Origin of the sequence: Sphingopyxis italica (assembly GCF_011926545.1) — a bacterium.
GTDB classification, from domain to species: domain Bacteria; phylum Pseudomonadota; class Alphaproteobacteria; order Sphingomonadales; family Sphingomonadaceae; genus Sphingopyxis; species Sphingopyxis italica.
Window position 1 is genome coordinate 43,770 of record NZ_JAATIT010000006.1, and the last position, 22,765, is coordinate 66,534.

Annotated in this window: 23 protein-coding genes; 11 read left to right on the forward strand and 12 right to left on the reverse strand. The window is 66.1% G+C overall.

Annotation, left to right across the window (positions count from 1 at the left end; genetic code table 11):
* Positions 1-207: 207 nt before the first annotated feature.
* Together GGR90_RS17905 and GGR90_RS17910 are read right to left on the reverse strand one after the other, a co-directional pair.
* Positions 208-1,419, reverse strand: coding sequence for an ABC transporter substrate-binding protein (locus tag GGR90_RS17905; protein ID WP_167922773.1), 1,212 nt, complete (start codon positions 1,417-1,419; stop codon positions 208-210).
* Positions 1,416-1,997, reverse strand: coding sequence for an ANTAR domain-containing response regulator (locus GGR90_RS17910; protein WP_167922774.1), 582 nt, complete (start codon positions 1,995-1,997; stop codon positions 1,416-1,418). Before GGR90_RS17910 ends, GGR90_RS17905 begins: the two co-directional genes overlap by 4 nt.
* Positions 1,998-2,171: 174 nt before the next feature.
* Between GGR90_RS17910 and GGR90_RS17915 the strand changes: the two genes are divergently transcribed.
* Entirely contained in the window at positions 2,172-3,074 is a 903-nt protein-coding gene (locus GGR90_RS17915; protein ID WP_167922775.1) for an EamA family transporter, read from the forward strand.
* A gap of 150 nt (positions 3,075-3,224) precedes the next feature.
* Entirely contained in the window at positions 3,225-4,667 is a 1,443-nt protein-coding gene (gene leuC, locus GGR90_RS17920) for a 3-isopropylmalate dehydratase large subunit (RefSeq protein WP_167922776.1), read from the forward strand.
* Here leuC and leuD read toward each other — a convergent pair.
* Positions 4,664-5,248, reverse strand: coding sequence for a 3-isopropylmalate dehydratase small subunit (gene leuD, locus GGR90_RS17925; RefSeq protein ID WP_167922777.1), 585 nt, complete (start codon positions 5,246-5,248; stop codon positions 4,664-4,666). The two genes, leuC and leuD, sit on opposite strands and share 4 nt — an antisense overlap.
* A gap of 184 nt (positions 5,249-5,432) precedes the next feature.
* Here leuD and GGR90_RS17930 point away from each other — a divergent pair, with 184 nt between their 5' ends.
* A complete protein-coding gene (locus tag GGR90_RS17930; protein ID WP_167922778.1) occupies positions 5,433-5,939 on the forward strand; it encodes a MarR family winged helix-turn-helix transcriptional regulator in 507 nt (168 codons plus the stop codon).
* A 66-nt stretch (positions 5,940-6,005) separates the two neighbouring features.
* Positions 6,006-6,581 carry an NADPH-dependent FMN reductase gene (locus GGR90_RS17935; protein WP_167922779.1) on the forward strand — a complete coding sequence of 192 codons (576 nt, stop codon included), beginning with the start codon at positions 6,006-6,008 and terminating at the stop codon, positions 6,579-6,581.
* On the opposite strand, the gene GGR90_RS17940 is transcribed toward GGR90_RS17935, so the two are convergent.
* Complete coding sequence (locus tag GGR90_RS17940) at positions 6,578-7,030, reverse strand: MarR family winged helix-turn-helix transcriptional regulator (protein WP_167922780.1); 453 nt, start codon at positions 7,028-7,030, stop codon at positions 6,578-6,580. The genes GGR90_RS17935 and GGR90_RS17940 overlap by 4 nt on opposite strands.
* A gap of 146 nt (positions 7,031-7,176) precedes the next feature.
* On the opposite strand from GGR90_RS17940, the gene GGR90_RS17945 reads away from it, so the two are divergent.
* The 6 genes from GGR90_RS17945 to GGR90_RS17970 all read left to right on the forward strand — a co-directional run bounded on the left by GGR90_RS17945 (position 7,177) and on the right by GGR90_RS17970 (position 14,076).
* On the forward strand, positions 7,177-8,811 hold the full coding sequence (locus tag GGR90_RS17945) for a long-chain-fatty-acid--CoA ligase (protein ID WP_167922781.1): 1,635 nt from the start codon (positions 7,177-7,179) through the stop codon (positions 8,809-8,811).
* 254 nt (positions 8,812-9,065) lie between these two features.
* A complete protein-coding gene (locus GGR90_RS17950) occupies positions 9,066-10,193 on the forward strand; it encodes an alpha/beta hydrolase (protein ID WP_167922782.1) in 1,128 nt (375 codons plus the stop codon).
* Position 10,194: 1 nt separating this feature from the next.
* Positions 10,195-11,172, forward strand: a complete 978-nt coding sequence (locus GGR90_RS17955; RefSeq protein WP_167922783.1) for a phosphotransferase — start codon at positions 10,195-10,197, stop codon at positions 11,170-11,172.
* Positions 11,169-12,467: a phosphopyruvate hydratase gene (eno, locus tag GGR90_RS17960; RefSeq protein ID WP_167922784.1), complete on the forward strand. Its 1,299-nt coding sequence runs from the start codon at positions 11,169-11,171 to the stop codon at positions 12,465-12,467. The genes GGR90_RS17955 and eno overlap by 4 nt, the downstream gene beginning before the upstream one ends.
* Positions 12,464-13,384 carry an NAD(P)-dependent oxidoreductase gene (locus tag GGR90_RS17965; RefSeq protein ID WP_167922785.1) on the forward strand — a complete coding sequence of 307 codons (921 nt, stop codon included), beginning with the start codon at positions 12,464-12,466 and terminating at the stop codon, positions 13,382-13,384. The genes eno and GGR90_RS17965 overlap by 4 nt, the downstream gene beginning before the upstream one ends.
* Positions 13,385-13,404: 20 nt before the next feature.
* Positions 13,405-14,076: an alpha/beta fold hydrolase gene (locus GGR90_RS17970; protein WP_167922786.1), complete on the forward strand. Its 672-nt coding sequence runs from the start codon at positions 13,405-13,407 to the stop codon at positions 14,074-14,076.
* A gap of 74 nt (positions 14,077-14,150) precedes the next feature.
* On the opposite strand, the gene GGR90_RS17975 is transcribed toward GGR90_RS17970, so the two are convergent.
* A complete protein-coding gene (locus GGR90_RS17975; RefSeq protein ID WP_381449224.1) occupies positions 14,151-15,209 on the reverse strand; it encodes a 5-methyltetrahydropteroyltriglutamate--homocysteine methyltransferase in 1,059 nt (352 codons plus the stop codon).
* Between the two features lie 80 nt (positions 15,210-15,289).
* Here GGR90_RS17975 and GGR90_RS17980 point away from each other — a divergent pair, with 80 nt between their 5' ends.
* A complete protein-coding gene (locus tag GGR90_RS17980) occupies positions 15,290-16,855 on the forward strand; it encodes a long-chain-fatty-acid--CoA ligase (RefSeq protein ID WP_167922788.1) in 1,566 nt (521 codons plus the stop codon).
* A 277-nt stretch (positions 16,856-17,132) separates the two neighbouring features.
* Here GGR90_RS17980 and GGR90_RS17985 read toward each other — a convergent pair whose 3' ends face one another.
* The 7 genes from GGR90_RS17985 to GGR90_RS18015 form a co-directional block, all read right to left on the reverse strand.
* Complete coding sequence (locus GGR90_RS17985) at positions 17,133-17,726, reverse strand: VOC family protein (protein ID WP_245198814.1); 594 nt, start codon at positions 17,724-17,726, stop codon at positions 17,133-17,135.
* Positions 17,727-17,737: 11 nt separating this feature from the next.
* Positions 17,738-18,355: a glutathione S-transferase family protein gene (locus GGR90_RS17990; RefSeq protein ID WP_167922790.1), complete on the reverse strand. Its 618-nt coding sequence runs from the start codon at positions 18,353-18,355 to the stop codon at positions 17,738-17,740.
* 43 nt (positions 18,356-18,398) lie between these two features.
* Positions 18,399-19,328 carry an SMP-30/gluconolactonase/LRE family protein gene (locus GGR90_RS17995; protein WP_167922791.1) on the reverse strand — a complete coding sequence of 310 codons (930 nt, stop codon included), beginning with the start codon at positions 19,326-19,328 and terminating at the stop codon, positions 18,399-18,401.
* Positions 19,325-19,972: a carboxymuconolactone decarboxylase family protein gene (locus GGR90_RS18000; protein WP_167922792.1), complete on the reverse strand. Its 648-nt coding sequence runs from the start codon at positions 19,970-19,972 to the stop codon at positions 19,325-19,327. The genes GGR90_RS17995 and GGR90_RS18000 overlap by 4 nt, the downstream gene beginning before the upstream one ends.
* Before the next feature lie 141 nt (positions 19,973-20,113).
* Positions 20,114-20,509 carry a nuclear transport factor 2 family protein gene (locus GGR90_RS18005; RefSeq protein ID WP_167922793.1) on the reverse strand — a complete coding sequence of 132 codons (396 nt, stop codon included), beginning with the start codon at positions 20,507-20,509 and terminating at the stop codon, positions 20,114-20,116.
* Between the two features lie 10 nt (positions 20,510-20,519).
* Positions 20,520-21,407, reverse strand: a complete 888-nt coding sequence (locus GGR90_RS18010; protein WP_167922794.1) for an SDR family NAD(P)-dependent oxidoreductase — start codon at positions 21,405-21,407, stop codon at positions 20,520-20,522.
* Positions 21,404-22,699, reverse strand: coding sequence for a spinster family MFS transporter (locus GGR90_RS18015; RefSeq protein ID WP_167922795.1), 1,296 nt, complete (start codon positions 22,697-22,699; stop codon positions 21,404-21,406). Before GGR90_RS18015 ends, GGR90_RS18010 begins: the two co-directional genes overlap by 4 nt.
* Positions 22,700-22,765 lie beyond the last annotated feature (66 nt).

Consider the following 22,765-nt stretch of genomic DNA (forward strand, 5'->3'; position numbering starts at 1 on the left):
CTGACGGCTTCATTGCCTTGTGGGATACAGGGAATGGGCTCCCTGTCCGCCTGCTGACCAGCCCCCTCGTTGGAGCGATCGTCGCATTATCCTGCCCCGGCATCCTTGCCGAGTGGGGTTAAACTGCCTGATTCGCGGGTCGTCGGCAAGAGAATATTTTGCAGTGCAGCATAAATGCCCTGCGCCCCTGCGAAGGCAGGGGCACAGTTACGGAAGGTCAGCGAGATAGCTCTCGATATCATCGGGATCGAAGGCGCGGCCGTCGAAAAAGCGATCGCTGCCGAGCATCAGGCGGCCTTGCACGGACCCCGCACCGATCGGCTCGCCCAGCCCGCCTTCGAGTTTCGAACTGGCGCCGGGAAGGGGCGCCGTCGTACCCGTGAGCGCGGCCCGGTAAATGTCCGGGCGGAACACGCCCGCCGCCGTCGCCGCGTCGCTTTCGGAGTAACGGCCGCTGTCCCACCGGATCATCTGCGAATAGAGCCATGCGGCCTGGCTTCGCCAGGGGAAATTCGCCGCCTCGCGATACTGGAACATGAAGTCGGGATAGTGGATCGGTTCGCTGCCGGGGGTGACGCGAATGCGATCGGTGATCGCGCGCAAAATGGCATCCTGCGACGCGTCGAGATATTCGGGGCGTGCCAGCAGATGGGCGCATTCACCGGCGTTGGCGGGCTCGACGAAATGGGCGGCGGCATGATGCAGCGCGCGAACGAGTGCCTCGACCGCGTCGCGGCGCTCGTCGGCGATCTCGCTGCGCATCGCCAGCACCTTCTCGACCCCGCGGCGCCAGATTTGCGCGGTCGCCAGCGCGATCCGGCCGACGCCGCGTTCGACCGCGATCGAATTCCATGGCTCGCCGACGCAAATGCCGTCGAGCTCGCCGGCGGCGAGTGCGTCGGCGGCGAAGGGCGGGCTGGCCACGACGATCTCGACATCCTCGTCGGGCCGGATTCCGACCCCTGCGAGCCAGTAGCGCAGCATATAATTATGGCTGGAGTATCGATGCACGACCCCGAAGCGCAGCCGGCCGGCGGCGGTCGGCCGCGCCGCGACCGCGCGCCGGAGGGCCGCGCCGATCTCCGACGGATCGCCGAGTTCGTTTCCGAGCGACAATTCCTGCGAGAGCGCGGCCGAGAAGGTGACCGCGTTGCCGTTCAGGCCGAGCACGAACGGCACCGCCATCGGCACCGGGGGGCGGTCGCGGCCGAGCGCGGTCGCGATCGCGAGCGGCGCGATCATGTGCGCGGCGTCGGTCTGCCCGAAAAGCAGCCGGTCGCGCACCGTCGCCCAGGTCATGTCGCGAACGAGTTCGATTTCGACCCCTTCGCGCGCGGCGAATCCCAGTTCGCGCGCGAGGATCGGCAAGGCGGCGTCGACCAGGGGCAGGAAGCCGATGCGGAAGCTCTCGGCACTCATTCCATGTCTCCCATCAGCGCCTCGCTGGTGACGATCGCCTCCGCGATTTCCGAAATGCGGCGATTGGTGCGCATGGCCTGGCCGCGCAGCAGCGCATAGGCCGCGGGCTCGTCGACCTGGCGGCGCTTCATCAATATCGCCTTGGCCTTGTCGATGACCGCGCGTTCGGCGAGGGCGTTTTTCGCTTCGTCGAGTTCGCGCTGGAGGCGCGAAAAGGCCTGGAAGCGACGGACGGCAAGGTCGATGACGGGCTTGATCCGCTGTTTCGACAGGCCATCGACGACATAGGCCGACACCCCCGCGTCGATCGCCGCCCCCGTCGCTTCGGCGTCGCTCTGATCGACGAACATCGCGATCGGCCGCGCGAGCGCGCGCGACATGGCGAAAAAATCCTCGAGCAGGTCGCGGCTGGGGTTTTCGAGGTTGATCAGCACGACTTCGGGCTGCGCCGCCTCGACCTGCCGGACGAGCGCGCCGCCGGGGTCGATCAGCACCAGATCGTCGAGTCCCGCCTCGCGCAAGCCATCGGAGATGATGGCCGCGCGCGTTGTGCTGGTATCGATGATCGCGATCCTCATGGCCCGCGCCTTACGCGGCGATGTTCGAATCTTCCAGCGCGATCCTGCCTCGGGTGCCGAAAGAATAGCCCGATGGCTCGATCGGGACATTTTCATTGCGACGACGGGCTTGTGCCCGGAGGCACATCGATCGCACCTTGCGAATTGACCCGCCCTTGTCCAACGACGAACCCAATGACCCTTCCTGTCGCCCAGAGTCCCGCCAGCGGAAAGATCGATTTGCTCGCGTTGGGCGCATTGTTCCTGTCGCTCGTGTCGGTGACGGGCGGCGCGGCGCTGGCGAAGAGCCTGTTCCCGATGGTGGGGCCGACGGGGACCACGGCGCTGCGTTTGATCTTCGGCGCGATCCTGTTGTCGATCGTGCTGCGCCCGTGGCGGCTGAACTATCGCGGGGGGTGGCGATCGATCCTCGCCTATGGCGTCGTCCTCGGCGCGATGAACCTCAGCTTCTATGGCGCGCTGAGCTATATTCCGCTCGGCATCGCGATCGCGATCGAATTCATCGGTCCCTTGAGCGTCGCGGTGCTGACCTCGCGCCGGCGCGCGGACTTTCTGTGGATCGGGATCGCGGTGTTCGGCCTGCTCCTCCTGCTGCCGCTGCGCGAGGGCACGGCGCATCTCGACTGGCGGGGCGTCGCGCTGGCGCTGTTCGCGGGCGCCTGCTGGGCCGCCTATATATTGCTCGGCAAGCGCGCGGGCGCGCAGCATGGGCCCGCCGCCGCCGCGGGCGGCACGATCGTCGCGGCTCTCGTCGCGGCGCCGATCGGCGTTCTCCACGCCGGCACCGAACTGCTCCGCCCGGAGATATTGGCGCTGGGGCTGGTCGTCGGCCTTGTGTCGAGCGCGATTCCCTTTGGATTCGAAATGGTGGCGCTGCGCCGCCTGCCGCCGAACAGTTTCGGCACGCTGCTCAGCGCCGAACCCGCGGTCGGGGCGCTGATGGGCTTCTTCCTGCTCGGCGAACTGCTGACCTTGACGCAATGGATCGCGATCGGTTTGATCGTCATATCCTCGATCGGCACGGCGAAGGGGACGGGCGATTATTCGGCGGCCGAACCGCCCTTCGACGGCAAATAGTCCGAAGGTCCGGCGCCCACGCCGTTCGTGCTGCCCGAATTCATCCCTTCCAGCTTCAAGGTCACTTGCCGCGACCGGATTCATGACATATAGTTAGTATACTAAGTAAATGTCATGGATGAGGATACTGATGCCGGAAATATGTGCGAGATGCCGACCGAGCCCCATCGTGGGGACGCTGTGACGGGCCCGCGCACGCTTTACGACAAGATATGGGACGCGCACGCCGTCGCCGAGGATGACGGCGAGACGTTGCTCTATATCGATCTGCATCTGCTGCACGAAGTGACCTCGCCGCAGGCGTTCGTCGGGCTCGCGGCGGCGGGCCGGGCGGTTCGGCGGCCCGAGCGGGCGCTGGCGCTGTCCGATCACAATGTCCCGACCGCAGGACAGGCTGCGGGCCCCGCCGGGGTTTCCGATGGCGAGGCGCGGGCGCAGCTTCAGGCGCTGGTCGAGAATACCCGCCGTTTCGGGATCGAGAATTTCCCGATGGGCGATCCGCGCGGCGGGATCGTTCATGTCGTCGGGCCCGAGCAGGGACGTTCGCAGCCCGGAATGACGATCGTCTGCGGCGACAGCCACACCTCGACCCACGGCGCTTTCGGGGCGCTCGCTTTCGGGATCGGGACGTCGGAGGTCGAACATGTGCTCGCGACGCAGACGGTCCGCCAGCGACGCTCGCGCAACATGCGCGTGACCGTCGATGGCGCGCTGGCGCCGCACGTCCATGCGAAGGATCTCGCGCTCCATTTGCTCGGCGCGATCGGCGTCGACGGCGCCGGCGGGCATGTCATCGAATATGCCGGCGACGCGGTGCGCGCGCTGTCGATGGAGGCGCGGATGACGCTGTGCAACCTCAGCATCGAAATGGGCGCGCGCGCCGGGCTGGTCGCGCCCGATGCCACGACGCTCGCCTATCTGAAGGACCGTCCGGCGGCGCCGCGCGGCGACGCATGGGATGCCGCTTTGGCGCGCTGGGCGGCACTGGCGAGCGACGCCGGCGCGGTATTCGACCGCGAACTGCGATTCGACGCGCGGGGCGTGCGGCCGATGGTGAGCTGGGGGACCAACCCGTCGCAGGTCGTCGCGATCGACGATCCGATCCCCGATCCCGCGACGATGGACGATCCCGACACGCGCGCTGCGGCCGAGCGTGCGCTCGCCTATATGGATCTTGCCCCCGGGACGCCGATCGCCGGACAACGGCTCGACCGCATATTCCTCGGTAGCTGCACCAACAGCCGGATCGAGGATTTGCGCGTCGCCGCTGACATCGTGCGCGGCCGCCATGTCGCGCCGCACGTCCGCGCGATGGTCGTGCCGGGATCGGGGCTGGTCAAAAGACAGGCCGAGGACGAGGGGATCGCCGATACGCTGCGCGCCGCCGGCTTCGACTGGCGCGAACCCGGTTGTTCGATGTGCGTCGGCATGAATGCCGACCGGCTCCGGCCCGGCGAACGCTGCGCCGCGACCTCGAACCGCAATTTCGAGAACCGTCAGGGACGCGGCGGGCGGACGCACCTGATGAGCCCGGCGCTTGCGGCGGCGAGCGCCATCGCGGGCCGTATCGCGTCGCCCGATATGCTCGGCTAGACCGCCGTTTCGAACCGCGCGATCGCCTCGGCGTGGCGTAGCGTGCGGTCGATATCGTCGAGCCCCTCCATCAGGATGCGGCGGTCGCCCGGATCGATTTCGAAAGCTATCGTCTCGCCCGAGGCGAGGCGGATGTGCTGCGCTTCGAGATCGACCTCGATCGGCGCATATTGCGCAGCTTCGATCTCGCCGCGCAGCCGGGCGCAGCTTTCATCGGGCAAACGGATCAGCAGCAGACCGTTCTTGCGTGCATTGCCCGCGAAGATATCGCCGAAGCTCGGCGCGATCACGCAGCGAATACCGAAATCGGTGAGCGCCCACACCGCATGTTCGCGCGACGATCCGCAGCCGAAATTGCGATCGGCGACCATGATCCGCGCCCCCCGGCAAGGAGGCCGGTTGAGGATGAAATCCTCGCGTTCGCGGCCGTTTTCGTCGAAGCGCAGCTCGCGGAACAGATGGCGGCTGAGGCCCGACCGCGTCAGCGCCTTCATATATTGCGCCGGAATGATCATGTCGGTGTCGACATTCGCGAGCGGCAGGGGCGCCGCGGCCGCTTTCACCCGAATGAATTTTTGCACATCGCCTCCATTAACTTAGTATTCTAAGTATATCGGTCGGCGAAGCTTGTCCAACATTATCGCGGGGTTGAACGGCCGCCGGGCGGGAGGCGGCGACGAAGATGGTTGCCGCACGAACCTTCGCGTTCTAAGATTCGTTCCAGCGCGGGCCGGCATCTGGGCGCCGCGGCAGGGGAGCAGGATTTTGGTCAAGAAAACAAAGGATTATCGGAATCCAGCCGAATATTATACCGATCCTGAAAACAGCATCGGCTACCTCGCGCGGGTCGTCTTCCGTTCCTTTTCGCGGTTGCTCGAGCGCCGCACGCTGACGCATGATGTTTCGGCGGGACAGTGGCGTTTCCTGCGTCAGTTGTGGCGCGAGGATGGCATCACTCAGCGCGAATTGAGCCAACGCGTCGGCATGCGCGAACCGACCACGGTGGTCGCGCTGAAGGGGCTTGAAAAGGCCGGGCTGATCACGCGCAAGAAGACGACCGACGACCGCCGCAAGACCTTCATCCACCTGACCCCGCACGCCAAGAAGCTCGAGCTGGTCCTCGCGCCGATGAATGCCGAGATCCACGAGATCGCGACCAAGGGCATGAGCGACGAGGAGGTCGAGGTGCTGCAGGGGCTGATGCGCCGCGTGATCGAAAACCTCGCCGACGAAACGCGCAAGCTCGCGGTGCTTTCGGATATCAAGGCCTGACAGCTTGATCTTGCCTCGCGACCGGACAATAAGTTAGTATTCTAATCATATTGTCCGGGAGGAAAAATGACCAATATCGCCGTCATCGTCGGGAGCATCCGCGAGGGATCCTATAATCGTGCGTTGGGCGAACTCGCCGCCGCCAGCCTCGAAGCGCAGGGCGCCAGCGTCACGCGGGTCGACCTCGCGACGTTCGATCTGCCGCTTTATTCGGCCGCGCTCGAAGCCGACGCCTTTCCGCCCGATGCGCTAAAGCTCAAGGCGCTCCTTGCGGCGCAGGACGGGCTGCTGTTCGTATCGCCCGAATATAATGGCTCGCTGCCGCCGCTCCTCAAAAATGCGATCGACTGGGCGTCGCGGCCGACCGGCGACGAATCGCTCGTCGCGCTCACCGCCTATCGCGGCAAGGCGGCGGCGGTCATGTCGGCGTCGATCAGCCCGTTCGGGGGGCTGCGCGGGCTGATGCACCTCCGCCAGATCCTGTCGACGATCCAGATGCTCGTGATCCCCGAGCAGGTCGTCGTCCCCGCCGCGCACGCCGCCTTTGCCGAGGACGGCAGCCTGAAGGAGCGGCTGCCCGCCTCGCTCGTCGACATGACCGCGGGGCGGCTGATCGCCGTCGCGAAGGCACTCGCGGCCTAGCGGCCCCGCGAAGGGGCCGGCGCGCGCGCGATATTATCGCCCCAGTCGGCCTCGAGCGCGGCGAGCAGCGCGTCGAACCGGTCCTGACCCAGACGGTCGGCGATCTGCGCGGTGAGCGCGTCCATCGACCGCTGCGCATCCTTGCGCATCCGCGCGCCAAGGTCGGTCAGCGATACGATCATGTGACGGCGATCGTCGGGATCGACATCGAGTCGAACCATGCCCAGCTTCACCATCTGGTTGATCGTGCTGTGGATCGCCTGCCGCGAAACGCCGAGATTGCGCGCGATGTCCGACGGGCGCACGACGCCGCTGACGATGTTGGTCATCACCATCGATTGCGGGCGATTGACGTCGGGCCAGCCATGATCGTGAAGCCGCGCCTGCAGCCCTTCGTCGAGCCAGCAGAAGCGTTGAAAAAGCGCGATGATAAGCTGATTGGTGCGCATATGACGCGATGCTGTGCCCCCTGTTGCCGGCGGAATGCCGACGCCGTCACGCTAGAAGAGCGAGGCGGGCGAGGCAAGGCGGAGCGGCGTTGCAAAGGCAAAATACTTAGTATACTACCTATTATAACGACAAGGAGAGAGGCCGCATGGACGGGTTGATGCAGAATGTGCCGCTGACGGTCGACCGGATCATCGACCATGCGGCGAACTGGCATGGCGCGCGCGAGGTGGTGTCGCGCGATGCCGAGGGACGCGTCACCCGTTCGACCTATGCCGACGTCCATGCGGATGCGAAGCGTGTGTCGAACGCGCTGGCGGCCGAGGGGATCGGGCCCGGCGACCGCGTCGCGACGATGGCGTGGAACGGCGCGCGGCACCTTTCCGCCTGGTACGGCGCGGCGGGGATGGGCGCGGTGCTCCACACGCTCAACCCGCGCCTGTTCCTCGAACAGATCGCCTATATCGCGAACCATGCGGGCGACCGGCTGCTGATCGCCGACCCCGCGACCGCCGATCTAGTCGAGCAATTGCTGCCGCAGGTGCCGTCGATCGAGAAGGTGATCTTTTTCTGCGACCGCGCGTCGCTCCCCGAAACCCGCTTTCCGGCGGTCGCCTTCGACGATTGGATCGCCGAGCATTCCGCCGAATATGACTGGGGCGGGTTCGATGAAAATGCCGCGTGCGGGCTCTGCTACACCAGCGGGACGACCGGCAATCCCAAGGGCGTGCTCTATTCGCACCGCTCCAACTATATCCACGCGCTGATGACGCTCCAGCGCGATGCGCTCGCCTTGTCGGCGCGCGATACGGTGCTGCTGGTCGTCCCGATGTATCACGCCAATGCGTGGGGGGTCGTCTATTCGGCGCCCGCGGTCGGCGCGAAGCTCGTGCTGCCCGGCCAGCGGATGGACGGCGAATCGATCTATAATCTGATCGAGCAGGAGGGCGTGACCTATTCGGCCGCGGTGCCGACGGTGTGGCAGATGCTGCTCACCTATATGCAGGAGAATGGGAAACGTTTCACGACGCTGGAGCGCGTGACGATCGGTGGTTCGGCGTGCCCCGAATCGATCATCCGCGCCTTTCGCGACGATTATGGCGTCGACGTCATCCAGGGCTGGGGCATGACCGAAACCTCGCCGCTCGGTACGGTGTCGGTGCCCAATGCGTCGGTCGCGGCAAAGGGCGATGAAGCACAGATGGCGTATAAGCTGAAGCAGGGAAGGCTGCTCTGCGGACTCGATATGAAGCTCGTCGACGATGCGGGGAATCGCCTGCCGCACGACGGCAGGACGCCGGGACGGCTGATGATCAAGGGGCCGACGATCGCGGCCGCCTATTATGGCGGTGAGGGCGGTGAGGTGCTCGACGACGAAGGCTTTTTCGACACCGGCGACGTCAGCACGATCGACGCCGAAGGCTATATGCAGATAACCGACCGCGCGAAGGATGTCGTCAAATCGGGCGGCGAGTGGATCAGTTCGATCGAGATCGAGAATATCGCGATGGGGCACGACGCGGTCGCCAATGCCGCAGTCGTCGGCGTCGCGCATCCGAAGTGGGACGAGCGGCCGATCCTGCTCTGTCAGCTCAAGGAGGGAGCGAGCGCCTCGGCCGACGACCTCAAGGCGTATCTCGACGGCAAGATCGCGAAATGGTGGATGCCCGACGATGTGCTGTTCGTCGATACCATCCCGCTCGGCCCGACGGGCAAGATCGACAAGAAGGCGATCCGCGCGGGGCTCGAGGGGTACAAGCTGCCTTTCGAGGTCAGCCGATGACCGCAACGCACGAATTATTGTTCACGCGGAGACGCGGAGACGCGGAGGGCCGCCTGCCGCTTTTCCCCGGCATGCCGGGCTTGACCCGGCACCCGCCTTTTCTTGAGGACGAAGGCGGGCCCCGGATCAAGTCCGGGTGACGAAGGCATGGATCCTCCGCGTCTCCGCGTCTCCGCGTGAACCAGAATTTTCGCGGCTTCTGCGTCTCTGCGCGCATCGCAATCCCACCCATAAACAATAAGCAGGAGAGACTAATGAACCCCAACGGCATCGAAGGACTCGACGCGCAATTTATCGGACGCGTGTCACCGACCGCGCCGCGCATCCAGGCGGGCGGGCATCCGTGCCAGGGCATCTACTGGACCCAAAGTGGCAAGCGGCCGAAGGTCGCGATTATCGCGACGCATTATAACGTCGATTTCTCCGAACATTATATCGCGCCCTGGTTCGCGCGGCAGGGTTTCGGCTTTCTCGGCTGGAACACGCGCTATCGCGGCGTCGAGGACCAGTTCCTTCTCGAACATGCGGTGCTCGACATCGGCGTCGGCATGAAATGGCTGAAGGAAGAGGCGGGGGTTGAGCAGATCGTCATCCTCGGCAATTCGGGCGGGGGCTCGCTGATGGGCGCCTATCAGGCCGAAGCGATCGCGCCGACCTTGACCGATCGCTTGCCATCGGTGGGGCAGGATGCGCTCGCAAGCCTCGTCAAGGGCGACCTCTATATCAGCTTCAACGCCCACCAAGGACGCCCCGAAGTGCTGACCGACTGGATGGACGCGTCGGTGATCGACGAGAATGATCCCGTCGCCACCGATCCCGCACTCGACCCGTTCAACCCGGATAACGGCCCGCCCTATTCGGACGCCTTCATCGAAAAATATCGCGCCGCGCAGCGCGCGCGCAACCAGCGGATCACCGATTGGGCGAAGGCCGAGCTGAAGCGGCTCAACGATGCGGGCATTCCCGACCGCATCTTCCCGATGTTCCGTTGCTGGGGCGACATCCGCTGCGTCGATCCCGCGATCGACCCGTCGGACCGCAAGCCCAACTGGTGTTATCGCGGCGACCCCGCGGTCGCCAACCGCACGCCGAGCATCGGCCGCGCGAACACGATCAAGACCTGGCTCAATATGTGGAGCCTCGAAACGTCGCCGTGCCAAGGGCAGCCGCATCTCGCCAAACACGACACCCCGGCGCTCGTCGTGCAGGGGACCGCCGACACCGGCGTTTTCCCGAGCGATGCGCGCAAGATTTTCGATTTCCTGGGGTCCAGCGACAAGAAGCTCGAACTCATCCCCGGCGCGCATTATTTCGAGGATTCGATAGAGGAGCGGCAGACGGCCGCCGACCTCGTCGGCGCATGGATCAAGGAGAAGCTTTGACGTGACGGCGGATGCCGACATCGTCGATGGATTGCGCGCCGCCGGGCTGGTGGGCGAGGGCGATGTCGTCCTCGAACCGCTGACCGGCGGCGTGTCGTGCGACGTGTGGAAGGTCGAGACCCCGACCGGCCCAATCGTCGTCAAGCGCCCGCTGCCGCAGCTTCGCGTCGCCGCCGAATGGCTCGCTCCGGTCGAGCGCGGGACGAGCGAGGTGCGCTGGCTGCGGCGCGCGCGGGGGGGCGATGCGCGAATCGCGCCCGAGGTGCTCGCCGAACTGCCCGGTCATGCCTTCGCGATGCGCTTCCTTCCTGGCTGTCCGGTTTGGAAGGACGAGCTGATGGAGGGCCGCGTCGACCCCGGTTTTGCTGCGCAGGTCGGGACGGGCATCGCCGCGGTCCACGCCGCGACCGCGCACAACGACGGCGACCGCGCCGACTTCCCCAATGACGAGATGTTCCGCGCGCTGCGCGTCGATCCCTTCCTGCTCTATGTTGCGCGGCATGATCGCGAACTGGCGCCCGCGCTGACCACGCTCGCCGACGATCTGGTGTCGCGCAAGATCGCGCTCGTCCATGGCGACGTCAGCCCCAAGAATATCCTCGTGAGCGCCGACGGGCCGGTGTTCCTCGACGCCGAATGCGCGGTCTATGGCGATCCGGCCTTCGACCTCGCCTTTTGCACGACGCATCTGCTGCTGAAGGCGGTGTGGTCGGGCGATAGCCGGATGAACGAAGCGGCGGCGGCGCTCGTCGCCGCCTACCGCGCCGGCATCGACTGGGAAGACGACGGCGGCCTGCTGCTCCGCGCGGGTAAGCTGACCGCCGCGCTGCTCCTCGCCCGCGTCGAGGGCAAGTCGCCCGCGCCTTACCTCACCGACCCCGAACATAAGCGTATCGTGCGCGATCAGGCGCGCGCGCGCATCCCCGCGCCAGAGCCGATCGACGCGCTCGTCGCCAACTGGAAAAGGACAATTGCATGACTTCGCGTATCGCCTCCGTCACCGGCCGCCAGCTCTGGGACTCGCGTGGCCGGCCCACCGTCGAGGCCGAGGTCGTGCTCGAATCGGGCGCCATCGGCCGCGCTATCGCCCCCGCCGGGGCCTCGCGCGGGGCGCATGAGGCGATCGACCTACGCGACGGAGGCGCGGCGTTTGGCGGCTTCGGCGTCAACCGCGCGGTGGCGGGGATCGGTTCCGAAATCGCAAGCGCGATCGCCGGCATGGACGCGCGCGATCAAGCGGCGGTCGATGCGACGCTCTGCGACCTCGACGGCACGGCGAACAAGGCGCGGCTCGGCGCGAACGCGATCGTTGCGGTGTCGATGGCGGTGCTCCACGCCGCCGCGGCCGACGCGCGCGAGCCGCTGTGGCGCTATCTTGCCGGGGATCGCAAGGTACGCGTGCCGCTTCCCGAAATCCAGATTTTCGGCGGCGGCGCGCACGCCGGGCGGCGCACCGACGTGCAGGATTTCATGGTGATGTGTCCGAAGGCGGGCAGCTTTCGCCGCGCGCTCGAGATTACCGACGATGTCTATCGCGCCGCAGGCAAGCTGATGGAGGCGAAGGGCCCGTTGTCGGGGGTCGCCGACGAGGGCGGCTGGTGGCCGAACTTCGCGTCGAACGAGGATGCGCTCGACACGCTGACCAAGGCGATCGAGGCGAGCGGGCACCGCGCGGGCGAGGAGGTGTTCATCTCGCTCGACATCGCCGCGAACGAGCTCGGCGACGCGGGCGGCTATGATCTCGCGCTCGACGACGGCCGTCTGTCGGGTGAGGAAATGGCGGCGCGTATCATCGACTGGGCGAAACGCTACCCGATCCTGTCGATTGAGGACCCGGCGGGGCAGGACGACTGGACGACGATGGCGGCGGTGACCGCGGCGATCGGCGAGCGCGTGCAGATCATCGGCGACGACGTGCTCGTCACCAATGCTGAACGCGTCGCGCGGGCGAGCGAGGCGGCGGTGTGCAACGCGGTGCTGATCAAGGTCAACCAGGTCGGCACCGTCACCGAGGCAAAGGCCGCGCTCGACGCCGCGGTCGCCCGCGGATGGGGGGCGATCGTCTCGGCGCGCTCGGGCGAAAGCGAGGATGTCACCATCGCGCACCTCGCGACCGGGTGGGACGCGGGCCAGCTCAAGGTCGGCAGCTTCACGCGCTCCGAGCGTATGGCAAAGTGGAACGAGATGCTGCGGATCGAGGAAGCAATGGGCGCCGACGCGGAGTTTGCGGGCTTTTCGGCCTTTGCGGGGTCGATCGGCCGGGTGACGGCATGATCGTCCTCCACGCGCGCCCAAGCCCGGGTTTTCGCGACGCGGTCGATGCGATCTTCGGCCCCGGCGCGGTGACGCACATCGACGAGGCCGCGCCGCTCGATGCGGTCGCGCCCGACATCACCGCGCTGCTCCATGTGCTGACCCCGGTCACTCCCGAATTCATCGCGTCGGCGCCGAATTTGAAGCTGATCCAGAAGCTCGGCGTCGGGGTGAATACGATCGCGCTTGAGGCCGCGCGCGCGCAGGGCGTCGCGGTGTGCAACATGCCGGGCACCAACAGCCGGGCGGTCGCCGAAATGGCGCTGTCGCTGATGATGGCGGTGCTGCGCCGAACCTGTTTCTTCGATGCGCGCACGCGTGCGGGCGAGGGCTGGACCGCCGATCCGTCCGAGCTCGATCAGGTCGGCGAAATCGGCGGGCGCACCGTCGGGCTCGTCGGCTTCGGCAATTCGGCGCAGTTGCTCGCGCCTGCGCTCGCGGCGCTCGGCGCAAAGGTTGTCTACACCGCCCGAAACGCGCGCGACGTGCCCTATGAATATTGGCCGCTGGACCGCCTGCTCGCGGAAAGCGACATCGTGTCGCTGCACATTCCCCTCACCGACGAAACCCGGTCGTCGATCGATCCCTTCGCGATGAAGAAGGGGTCGGTGCTAGTGAACACCGCACGCGGCGAACTGGTCGATCAGGCGCGGCTGGTCGAAGCACTGACTTCCGGCCATTTGCGCGGTGCGGGGCTCGACGTCTTTGCCGAAGAACCGCTGCCGCGCGGCAGTCCGCTGCTCGGGCTGCCGAACGCGGTGTTCGCACCGCATATCGCCTGGCTCACGCCGGAGACGCTGGTGCGCAGTCTGACCGTGGCGCATGAAAACTGCCGCCGCCTTGTCGCGGGCGTTCAACTTCTTCATCAGGTGATTTAATGTCGCTCCCCATTGTATTGATGACCGGACAGCTTTTGACCGAGACTGTGTGGCAACCGCTGCTCGAAGCCTGGCCCGACCGCGAAGTCACCGTCGTCGACAACCGCAGCGACGACACGATCGCCGGCTTCGCGCAGCGCCTGCTCGACAACGCCCCGCCGAAATTCATCCTTATCGCCCATGCGATGGGCGGCTTCGTCGCGTTCGAGGTGATGCGCCGCGCGCCCGAGCGCGTCGCGAAGCTCGCGCTTATCGCGACCCTCGCCTCGGCCGATGGCCCGGCGCAGACCGCGCGGCGGCAGGGCTATATCGACCTCGTCGAGAGCGGCAATTTCGATCGGGTCGTCGAGGAGCGCATCCCGATCCTCTTCCCCGAAGAGAAGCGCGGCGATGAACGGCTGCTCGGCATCGCACGGCGGATGGCGGCCGATACCGGCGCTGACACCTTCCTCGCCCAGCAGCGCGCGATCATGGCGCGCATCGACAGCCGCCCCCGCCTCGGTGAGATCGCGGTGCCGACGCTGCTGGTCTGGGGCGAGAAGGACGGCATCACCAGCCGCGCGCATCACGACGAGATCGCGCGCGCCATCCCGGGGGCGCGGCTGGAGGTAATCGCGGGGGCGGGGCATCTGCCGATGATTGAGGCGCCGGAGGTGGTGGTGCCGTTGCTGACCGAATTCGTCGACGCCTGACCAATTCGTCATCCCGGCGAAGGCCGGGATCTCACCGGCGAGATCCCGGCCTTCGCCGGGATGACGACATCAGGTTAGGTCAACTCCGCCCGCACCATCGCCGTCCCGTCCACCATCGCCTTCAGCTTGGCCTGCGAATGCTCGCGGCTGTGGTATTTCATCCCGCAGTCGGGGGCGATCCACAGCCGTTCGGCGTCGACGTAACGCAGCGCCTCGCGGATGCGCCCCGCGACCACCTCGGGCGTTTCGACGTCGGGGATCGACAGGTCGAGCACGCCATACATGATCGTCTTGGTCGGCAGTTCGGCGAGGATCGCGGGGTCGAGCCCGGGCTGCGCCGCCTCGACCGAGATCACGTCGATCGCCGACGCTTCGAGTTCGGCAAGGAAATCATAGGCCTTGGGCTTCGGCCCCGTCGCGCCCGCACCGTGATGCACCATCGCATAGCCGAAGCAGATGTGGAGCGCCGTCGTGCCGCCGACCCCGTCGAGCGCGCGGTTGATCGCCTCGATCGCATAGCTGTTCGCCTCGGCGGCGCGCGCCTGCAAATAAGGTTCGTCGAGCTGGACGACATCGACGCCCGCCGCGAACAGATCCTTCACCTCGGCATTGACCGCATCGGCATAGTCCATCGCGAGCGATTTCGCGTCGGGATAATAGCCGTTCTCGGCCTGCTGCGTCATGGTGAAGGGGCCGGGCAGGGTGAGCTTGACGGGCTTGGTCGAATGGCGGCGCAGGAACGCCGCATCCTGCGCCTCGATCGGCGCGACGCGGCGGATCGGGCCCGAGACGAGCGGCACCGGATTGGCGTTGCCGGTGCGGTCGATCGCGGAGCCATGCTTTTCGCGGTCGATCCCCGACAGCGCGGTCGCGAGGCGGTTCGAATAGCTTTCGCGGCGCATTTCGCCGTCACCGACGATGTCGATGCCGACCTCCTCCTGATCGCGGATCGCCATCAGCGTCGCGGCTTCCTGCGCGTCGGCGAGCCAGGGTTCGGGGACGCGCCACAGCGTTTCGGCGCGCACGCGCGGGGGCAGGCTGGCCTTCAGTCTTTCGCGGTCGATCAGCCAGTCCGGCTGGGGGTAGCTTCCGACGATCGTCGTCGGCAATATGGGGTGGTCGAACAAGGCCAATCCTCTCGATTTTTGGGCTGGCCAAACATTTGCTTAGTATTCTATCTAATTCAAGTCGAAACGACGGTTGGGAGAGCAAAATGATCGATCTGGAGGCCATCCGGACGCTGGCGGACATTCCGGCGGCGCAGGCGCGGGTAAGGGGCAATGCGACCGCGGTAAAATATGGGACGCGCGAGACGAGCTTCGCGCAGCTCGATGCGCGGTCGAACCGTGTCGCCCATGCGCTGATCGCTGCGGGCGCCGCGCCTGGAGATCGCGTCTCGGCGCTGACCAAGAACCATGATAGCTGGTATCCGCTCTTCTTCGGGACGGCGCGCGCGCGGGCCTGTTTGGCGCCGATCAACTGCCGCCTCGCGCCCGCCGAAATCGGCTTCATCCTCGGCGATGCTGCGCCGAAGCTGCTGTTCGTCGGCGAGCATTTCTTCGATTGCGCGCTCGCCGCGGTCGCCGGTCTCGCCGCGCCGCCGCGCCTCATCGCGCTCTATGGCGAGCATCCGGCGTTCGAGCCGTTCGACGCGTGGCTGGGGGCCGCATCGGATGCGCCGCTCGCCGACCCGCCGCAACTCGCCGACGATGTGCTCCAGCTCTACACGAGCGGGACGACCGGGCTGCCCAAGGGCGTCGTCCTGACCAACGCGAACTACCGCACCTTCCTCGAAGCCGCGACCGAGGTCGACGGTTTTGCCTATGGCGAGGACGAGACGGTGATGATCGTCATGCCGCTGTTCCACGTCGCGGGGACGAACGTCAGCTTCTCGGGGCTGGCGCAGGGCGGCCGCCTCGTGCTCGTCAAGGATTTCACCGCCGTCGACGCCGTGCGCATGATGCGCGAGGAGCATGTCGCGCACGCCTTCCTCGCGCCCGCGATGATTCAGATGATGCTGCTCCAGCCCGATGCGAATGTGGGGGCTTATCCGCGGCTCAAGTCGATCGCCTATGGCGCCTCGCCGATCGCCGAGGATGTTTTGCGGCGCGCGCGCGCGACCTTCGGCTGCGATTTCGTGCAGTTCTACGGCATGACCGAGTCGGCCGGCGGGGGTTCGTACCTGTCGCCGGCCGCGCACGATCTGCCGGGCAAGCTCACCTCGTGCGGCAAGCCCTGGCCGGGCGCCGCAATGGCGATCCTCGATGGCGAGGGCAAGGAACTCGGCGAGGGGGAGATCGGCGAGATCGCGATCCGCGGCGGCATCGTGATGAAGGAATATTGGAACCGCGCCGCGGCGACCGAAGAAACGCTGGCGGGCGGCTGGCTCCACACCGGCGACGTCGGCTATCGCGACGCCGACGGCTTCTACTACGTTCACGACCGGATCAAGGACATGATCGTTTCGGGGGGCGAGAATGTCTATCCGGCCGAGGTCGAAAGCGCGATCATGGGCTGCCCCGGCGTCGCCGACGTCGCGGTGATCGGCGTGCCCGACGACAAATGGGGCGAGGGAGTGAAGGCGCTGATCGTGCCCACGACGGGCGCGACGCTCGATCCGGCCGATGTCGTTGCGTGGGTGCGCGAAAGGATCGCGGCGTATAAGGTGCCCAAGAGCATCGAATTCATCGACGCGCTGCCGCGCAATCCGTCGGGCAAGGTGCTGCGCCGCGAACTCCGCGCGCCCTATTGGGAAGGGCGCGACCGGGCGGTGGGGTAGCGGAGGCGTCGGCTTTGGGGTGGGGAGCTGCCGTTAAAATCCTCCCTGTGGCGGAGCCATGGGGAGGTGGCAGCGCGAAGCGCTGACGGAGGGGCTATAGAGCGAGGTCGCTGCCCCTCTACCATCGCTGCGGCGACGGTCCCCCTCCCCACGGCTTCGCCGCAGGGAGGATTAAGGTCAGCTTCCGGCCGAAATCCGCCATCCACTCCTCTCCCAAAAAAGAACCCGGCCAAAGGCCGGGTCCAGGAGGAGTTCCCAGTGGTACCGTTGGGAATGTCTATTCGGCGGGCACCGGCGTCCGCGCGGTGATAAAGCCTTCGCGTTTCGTGCCGTCGGCTTGCACCGGATCGTGCGCGACGTCGCGCTCATCGAATTCCTTGGTCCATGCCGCGAATTCAAGGCAGACGCCGTCGGGATCGAAGAAATAGACCGAGCGGACGAAGACGCCGGGATGGAGTTCGGCCGACGACTGCGTCGGGCTGTCGTCGTGGTTCAGCACCGGGGTCACCTCGATGCCCTTTTCGATCAGGCGGTTGTAATAATCGTCGAATTTGTCGGCGCGGACGTTGATCGCGATATGGTTCATCGACCCGTGCGCCGACACGAAGCTGCCCTTGGTCGGCAGCGCCGCGGGGGCCGAGATTCCGGGAACGGCTTCGGGCGCGTTCGGGAACCAGAAAAAGGCGAGGCTGTCGCCGTTGCCGATGTCGAAGAAGAAATGCTGGCCGCGCCCGCCGGGCAGGTCGATCGTCTTGGTCAGCGGCATGCCGAGCTTGTCGCGATAGAATTCGACCGTCCTTGCCATATCCTTGCACACGAGCGCGAGGTGATTGACCCCGCAAAACTCGAATTCGCTATTTTCTGCAGCCATCATCCGTCTCCTTAGTTTGCGGCGGTGCTGGGGCGGCTCTTCGTCCGCTCGAACCAGCCGAGAATATTCCTATTGGCGGGGTCGAGCGGCTGCCCGACCGACGCGCCGAAATCGAGAAATGTGAACAGCATGATGTCGGCGAGCGTGAAGGCGTCGCCCGCGATGAATTCGCGCCCGGCGATCTGCGCGTCGAGCCATTTGATCCCGTCCTGCGCGGTGGCTTTCAAACCATCGGCGGCCTCGGGCAGGCAGCGCAGCCGCGCCTCGAACAGCGGAAGCCCTTCGGCAAAGCGGAAGCCGTTGGTGAGCGGCTCGCAAATCTTGAGGTCGACGCGGCGCGTCCACATGCGTGTGTTGGCGCGCTCCTCGGGGCTCGACCCGACCAGCGTGGGTTCGGGAAAGCGTTCGTCGAGATATTCGCAGATCGCGGTGACTTCGCAGAGCATGCCGCCGTCGTCGAGCTCGAGCGCGGGCGTCTGCCCGGCGGGGTTCACATCGACATTATAGGGCGCGCGCCGGTTCTCGCCGCCGCGCAGGTCGATGGTGACCTCGGGGATCTCGATACCCTTTTCGGCCATGAACAGCTTCACGACGCGTGGGTTGGGGCCGACGCTATTGTAAAATTTCATCTTATCCTCTCCCCGAGTCTTTTATCATTTTCGCGATCAATCGTCAATTAAGTTGACGGTTATGAAGTTTCAGCCCCGAACGCGGCCAGCGGACGCGATACAGCGTCCCCGTCGTCGACGCCGTAATATAGGCGTCACACCGATCGGCGCCGCCAAAGGCGATGTTGGTGATCCCGACATCGGGCAGCGGCACGAACTCCGAACCGCTGCCGTCGGGGTCGAAAATCGTGATCCCGCCCTCGACCATCGTGCCGACGCAGATGTGCCCGCTTTCCTCGATCGCCATGCTGTCGAGCAGGCGAAACGCCGGCGGCGTGCCGACGAAGCGGCCGGGCGCCCAGGGCGGCGGCGGCGCGAGGGTGCCGGGCGCGACGATCTCCATCGCCCAGACGCGCGCGGTCATCGTCTCGCTGACATAGAGCGTTCCGCCATCGGGCGAGAGGCCGATGCCGTTCGGCCCCATCATATCGGCACGCTGGCGGCTGATCCGCGATCCGTCGGCGGCGGCGTAATAGATCGCGCCATGGTCACGGCCGGTCGCGCGAACCTGCCCGTGATCGGTGAACCAGAAACCGCCGTTTGCATCGAAGACGATGTCGTTCGGACCTTTGAGGCGCTCGCCCTCGAAGCTGTCGTAAAGTATGGTCACCGCGCCGGTCGCGAGGTCGACGCGCTGGATCGATCCGCAGGGTTCGGTGTTCGCGGCATGGCCGGGGAAGAGCAGGGCGCCCGCCTCGATCCACTCGAATCCGCCATTGTTGCAAACATAGGCGGCGCCATCGGGGCCGATCGCGAGCCCGTTCGGTCCGCCGCCGAGGTCTGCGACGACCGACAAGCTGCCGTCGGGCGTGACCCGCGTCAGCGTGCCGCGCGCGATCTCGACGAGCAATGCCGATCCGTCGGCCATCGGCACCGGCCCTTCGGGAAAGCGCAGGCCGGTCGCGACGACCTGGAGAGCGCCGTAGTCGCTCACCCTTGGGCCGGACGCGGCGCGCTGAGGAAGTCGGCGGCGCTGAAGCCCTCGGGCGCCGCGACCTCGACGATCGGGTCTTCGCGCGCGTCATATTCCATGCGCAATGCGCGCGTGATCACGGCGTGCATGTCATAGAGGCAGGTGATGTAGGTGAATTCGAAAATCTGCTCGTCGTTCCAGAAGGTCTTGAGCTTGTCGAAGACCTCGAGCGGGACGCGCCCGCTCGCCTGGGCGAGGCAATCGGCATAGGCGAGGACGGTGCGTTCCTGTTCGTCATAGCAATCGGCGACCTGCCAGTGCGCAATGGCGGCGATCTTCTCCTCGCTGACGCCAAGGCCGCGGAGCGACTTGCAATGCTGCGAAAAAACGAACTGGCTGCCCTTGACCCAGCCGGCGCGCGTCTGGCCGAGCTCGCGGAGCACCGGGTCGATCGTGCGCGCGGGGTTGCGATAAACGGCGAAACCCTTGACCGCATGTTCGAAGATGTCGGGCGACAGCGCGAACACCGTCCACCAGTCGCCGGGCGTGCCCGTCGCGGTGCCGGGCTCGGCGACGGGGTCACGCTCGCCGAACAGGCGGTTGTAATAGGCTAGAACGGTCTCGTCGGTGACTTCCGAGCGGGGAACCTGGCGCAGGACGGGCATGGGATACTCCTGAAAAATTCTCGAATTCACAATGTCGTCATTGCGAGGAGCCGAAGGCGACGCGGCAATCCAGAGCGTGCGGTAACCGCTCTGGATTGCTTCGCTGCGCTCGCAATGACGAGGTGTTTTGCGGCACTGACATCACGCGTTCGCGAATTTGCGGAATTCGGCGACGTGCGCGCTGTCGAAATATTCGTCGAGCCGCGTGATCTTGCCGTCTTCGACCTTGCAGATGATCGCGCAGGGCAGGCGCACTTCGCCCTCGTCGCGGACGCGCTTGCCTTTCAGGACATGCTGCTGGACGAAGCCACCGGGAAAAATGGTGAGCTGGCGGTCGGCATATTCGCGGTCCTTGATCCGCGCGACCATGCCGGTCAGCGTCTGCGCGGTCTGCGCCGGGGTGACGATCAACTCGTCGGTATTGTGCCAGATTTCGGCATCGGGGGTGAAGCTGCTTTGCATGGTCTCGATGTCGCCCGCCTCGATCGCGTCGAAAAAACGCTGCGCCATGTCGCGGATGTCGTTCTGCTCTGCCATGATGCTCTCCTTAAATCTTGGCGCCGAACATGCGGCCGCCATTGGCCGCGATCAGCCCGTCGATGTCGTCGCCTCTATAGTCGGGATCGGCCGAGGGACCGAAGGATGACAGCATGTCCCGCGTCACCAGTTCGGCCATCGCCTTCCATTCGGGGTGGGTGAAAATCCAGTATTCGCCGGCCTCGATCGCCTCGACGACCCGCGCGCCGATCTTGTCGGGCGCCATGCCGCCCGCGAGCACGCCCTGCATCGCCTGGCTCGTCGCCGCGGCCTTGCCGGCCTCGACTTCAACCGGGCGCAGGTCGCGCGTCGTCTCGACGATCCGCGTCGCCGACATGCCGGGCATCAGCACCGAAATATCGACGCAGGTCCCGGCCAACTCGTTGCGCAGCGCCATCGCGATGCCGAGCGTCGCATATTTGGAACTGATGTAAGCGACCGAGATCGGCGGCGGCACGATCGCGACCATCGACGAGGTGATGACGAGGTGGCCGGGTTCGCCGCTGGCCTTCATGTCGGCGAGGAAGGTCCGGCAGGCGTAGAGATGCGCGTGCGCGTTGACCGCATAGTTCCAGCGCCAGACGTCGGTGTCGTACTGCTCGAACGGCCCCGATCCGCCGCCGACCCCGGCGTTGCTGAACAGGATGCGCACCGGGCCGAACTCGCGCGCCCTCGCGCCGGCGGCGGCCCAGCTGTCCTCGCTGGTGACGTCGAGCTGGAGGCCGAGCGCGTCGGCGCCGTCGCCGCGCAGCGTGGCTGCGGCCGCCTCGGCGCCGGCGCCGTCGATGTCGGCGAGGATCAGCGACGCGCCCTTCGCCGCGAGGGCCTTCGCGGTCGCGAACCCGAGACCGCTCGCGCCGCCGGTGACGAAGGCGGTCTTGCCCGCGACGTCGGTCATTCGGCGAAATCCTTTTCGAGATAACGCGTCATGCGATACTGGGCGAGGCCGGCGGCGGCGGCGAAGGGCATCAGCGCCATCAATGCCCAACGCAGGCTTTCGTCGCCATGGACGGGCTTCAGACTATCGCTGACCACCCCGGCGAACAGCGGGCCGAGCCCCAGCCCGATGATGTTGAACATCAGCATCAGCACCGCCGCGGCGGTCGCGCGGCTGCGCGGCGGGGTCAGATTCTGCACGAGCGCGAGCGCGGGGGCGACATAGGCGGTGCATGCCGCCATCGGGATCAGCATCAGCGCGAGCGACGCTTGCCATGTGTCGACCAGCAGCGCCGCGATGAAGGTCGGGATCAGCACTGCGGTCGCGAGCGCGGGGATCGTGCCATAAGCGCGCGCCGAATATTTCGCGCGGTGGCTGACCAGCCAGCCGCCGCCGAGAATGCCGATACCGAAGGTAATGCCAGCGGCCGGGCCGAACCAGGTCGCCATTGCTTCCAACGGCATCTTCTGCGTCCGCATCAGGAAGGCGGGAATCCAGTTGAGCATGCCATAGCTCACGAAGGCGGCAAGCCCGCTGCCGATCATCACCATGCGCAGCGACGGGCGGCGGATGAACATCGCGAGGCTCTGGCTGAAGGGCAGCGCCTCATCGGCCGGCTTATGCGCGTCCATCGCTCCGCGTGCGGGCTCGCGAACGAGCCAGATCAAAAGCGGCGCGACGAGGATGCCGACGATGCCGATGACGATGAAGGCGTTGCGCCAGCCGATATTCGCGGCGGCCCATGCGCCGAAGGTCGCGCCGACGAACACGCCAAATGGCCCGTTTAGGGTGAAGAGACCGATCGCGAGCGGACGCCGCGCGGGCGAATAATAATCGGCGATCACCGACAGCGACGGCGCCGTTCCGCCGGCTTCGCCCGCGCCGACGCCGAAGCGCATCAGTGCCAGTTGCCAGAAGTTCGAGACCATGCCGCACGCCGCGGTGAAGCCGCTCCACACGACGCAGGCGATGCCGATCAGCTTGATGCGGTTCCAGCGGTCGGCGATCATCGCCACCGGCACCCCGGCGGCGGCATAGAAGAGCGCGAAAGCGAAGCCGGTGAGCAGACCGAATTGCGTGTCGCTGAAATCCATTTCGGCACGGATCGGCTCGACGAGCACCGACAAAAGCTGGCGGTCGACGAAGTTGATCGTGCCGACGATAAACAGCATGACCAGCGCGACATTACGGCGCAGCGCGAGGCCGCTGTCGGGAACCGGGGCGCCTCCATCAAGGGCGGTAGCTTGCGACATAACTCTCCCCAATGCGCACGAGTCTTCTTGGTCCAAAAATACTTAGATATTTAAGTTTATCTGTCA

Excerpts from the sequence above, each read along its gene's own strand:
- GGR90_RS17905 (WP_167922773.1), bottom strand. The coding sequence starts at position 1,419 with ATGAGTGCCGAGAGCTTCCGCATCGGCTTCCTGCCCCTGGTCGACGCC.
- GGR90_RS17910 (WP_167922774.1), bottom strand. The coding sequence starts at position 1,997 with ATGAGGATCGCGATCATCGATACCAGCACAACGCGCGCGGCCATCATC.
- GGR90_RS17915 (WP_167922775.1), top strand. The coding sequence starts at position 2,172 with ATGACCCTTCCTGTCGCCCAGAGTCCCGCCAGCGGAAAGATCGATTTG.
- leuC (WP_167922776.1), top strand. The coding sequence starts at position 3,225 with ATGCCGACCGAGCCCCATCGTGGGGACGCTGTGACGGGCCCGCGCACG.
- GGR90_RS17935 (WP_167922779.1), top strand. The coding sequence starts at position 6,006 with ATGACCAATATCGCCGTCATCGTCGGGAGCATCCGCGAGGGATCCTAT.
- GGR90_RS17940 (WP_167922780.1), bottom strand. The coding sequence starts at position 7,030 with ATGCGCACCAATCAGCTTATCATCGCGCTTTTTCAACGCTTCTGCTGG.
- GGR90_RS17945 (WP_167922781.1), top strand. The coding sequence starts at position 7,177 with ATGGACGGGTTGATGCAGAATGTGCCGCTGACGGTCGACCGGATCATC.
- GGR90_RS17950 (WP_167922782.1), top strand. The coding sequence starts at position 9,066 with ATGAACCCCAACGGCATCGAAGGACTCGACGCGCAATTTATCGGACGC.
- eno (WP_167922784.1), top strand. The coding sequence starts at position 11,169 with ATGACTTCGCGTATCGCCTCCGTCACCGGCCGCCAGCTCTGGGACTCG.
- GGR90_RS17965 (WP_167922785.1), top strand. The coding sequence starts at position 12,464 with ATGATCGTCCTCCACGCGCGCCCAAGCCCGGGTTTTCGCGACGCGGTC.
- GGR90_RS17970 (WP_167922786.1), top strand. The coding sequence starts at position 13,405 with ATGACCGGACAGCTTTTGACCGAGACTGTGTGGCAACCGCTGCTCGAA.
- GGR90_RS17980 (WP_167922788.1), top strand. The coding sequence starts at position 15,290 with ATGATCGATCTGGAGGCCATCCGGACGCTGGCGGACATTCCGGCGGCG.
- GGR90_RS17985 (WP_245198814.1), bottom strand. The coding sequence starts at position 17,726 with ATGGCTGCAGAAAATAGCGAATTCGAGTTTTGCGGGGTCAATCACCTC.
- GGR90_RS17990 (WP_167922790.1), bottom strand. The coding sequence starts at position 18,355 with ATGAAATTTTACAATAGCGTCGGCCCCAACCCACGCGTCGTGAAGCTG.
- GGR90_RS18000 (WP_167922792.1), bottom strand. The coding sequence starts at position 19,972 with ATGCCCGTCCTGCGCCAGGTTCCCCGCTCGGAAGTCACCGACGAGACC.
- GGR90_RS18005 (WP_167922793.1), bottom strand. The coding sequence starts at position 20,509 with ATGGCAGAGCAGAACGACATCCGCGACATGGCGCAGCGTTTTTTCGAC.
- GGR90_RS18010 (WP_167922794.1), bottom strand. The coding sequence starts at position 21,407 with ATGACCGACGTCGCGGGCAAGACCGCCTTCGTCACCGGCGGCGCGAGC.
- GGR90_RS18015 (WP_167922795.1), bottom strand. The coding sequence starts at position 22,699 with ATGTCGCAAGCTACCGCCCTTGATGGAGGCGCCCCGGTTCCCGACAGC.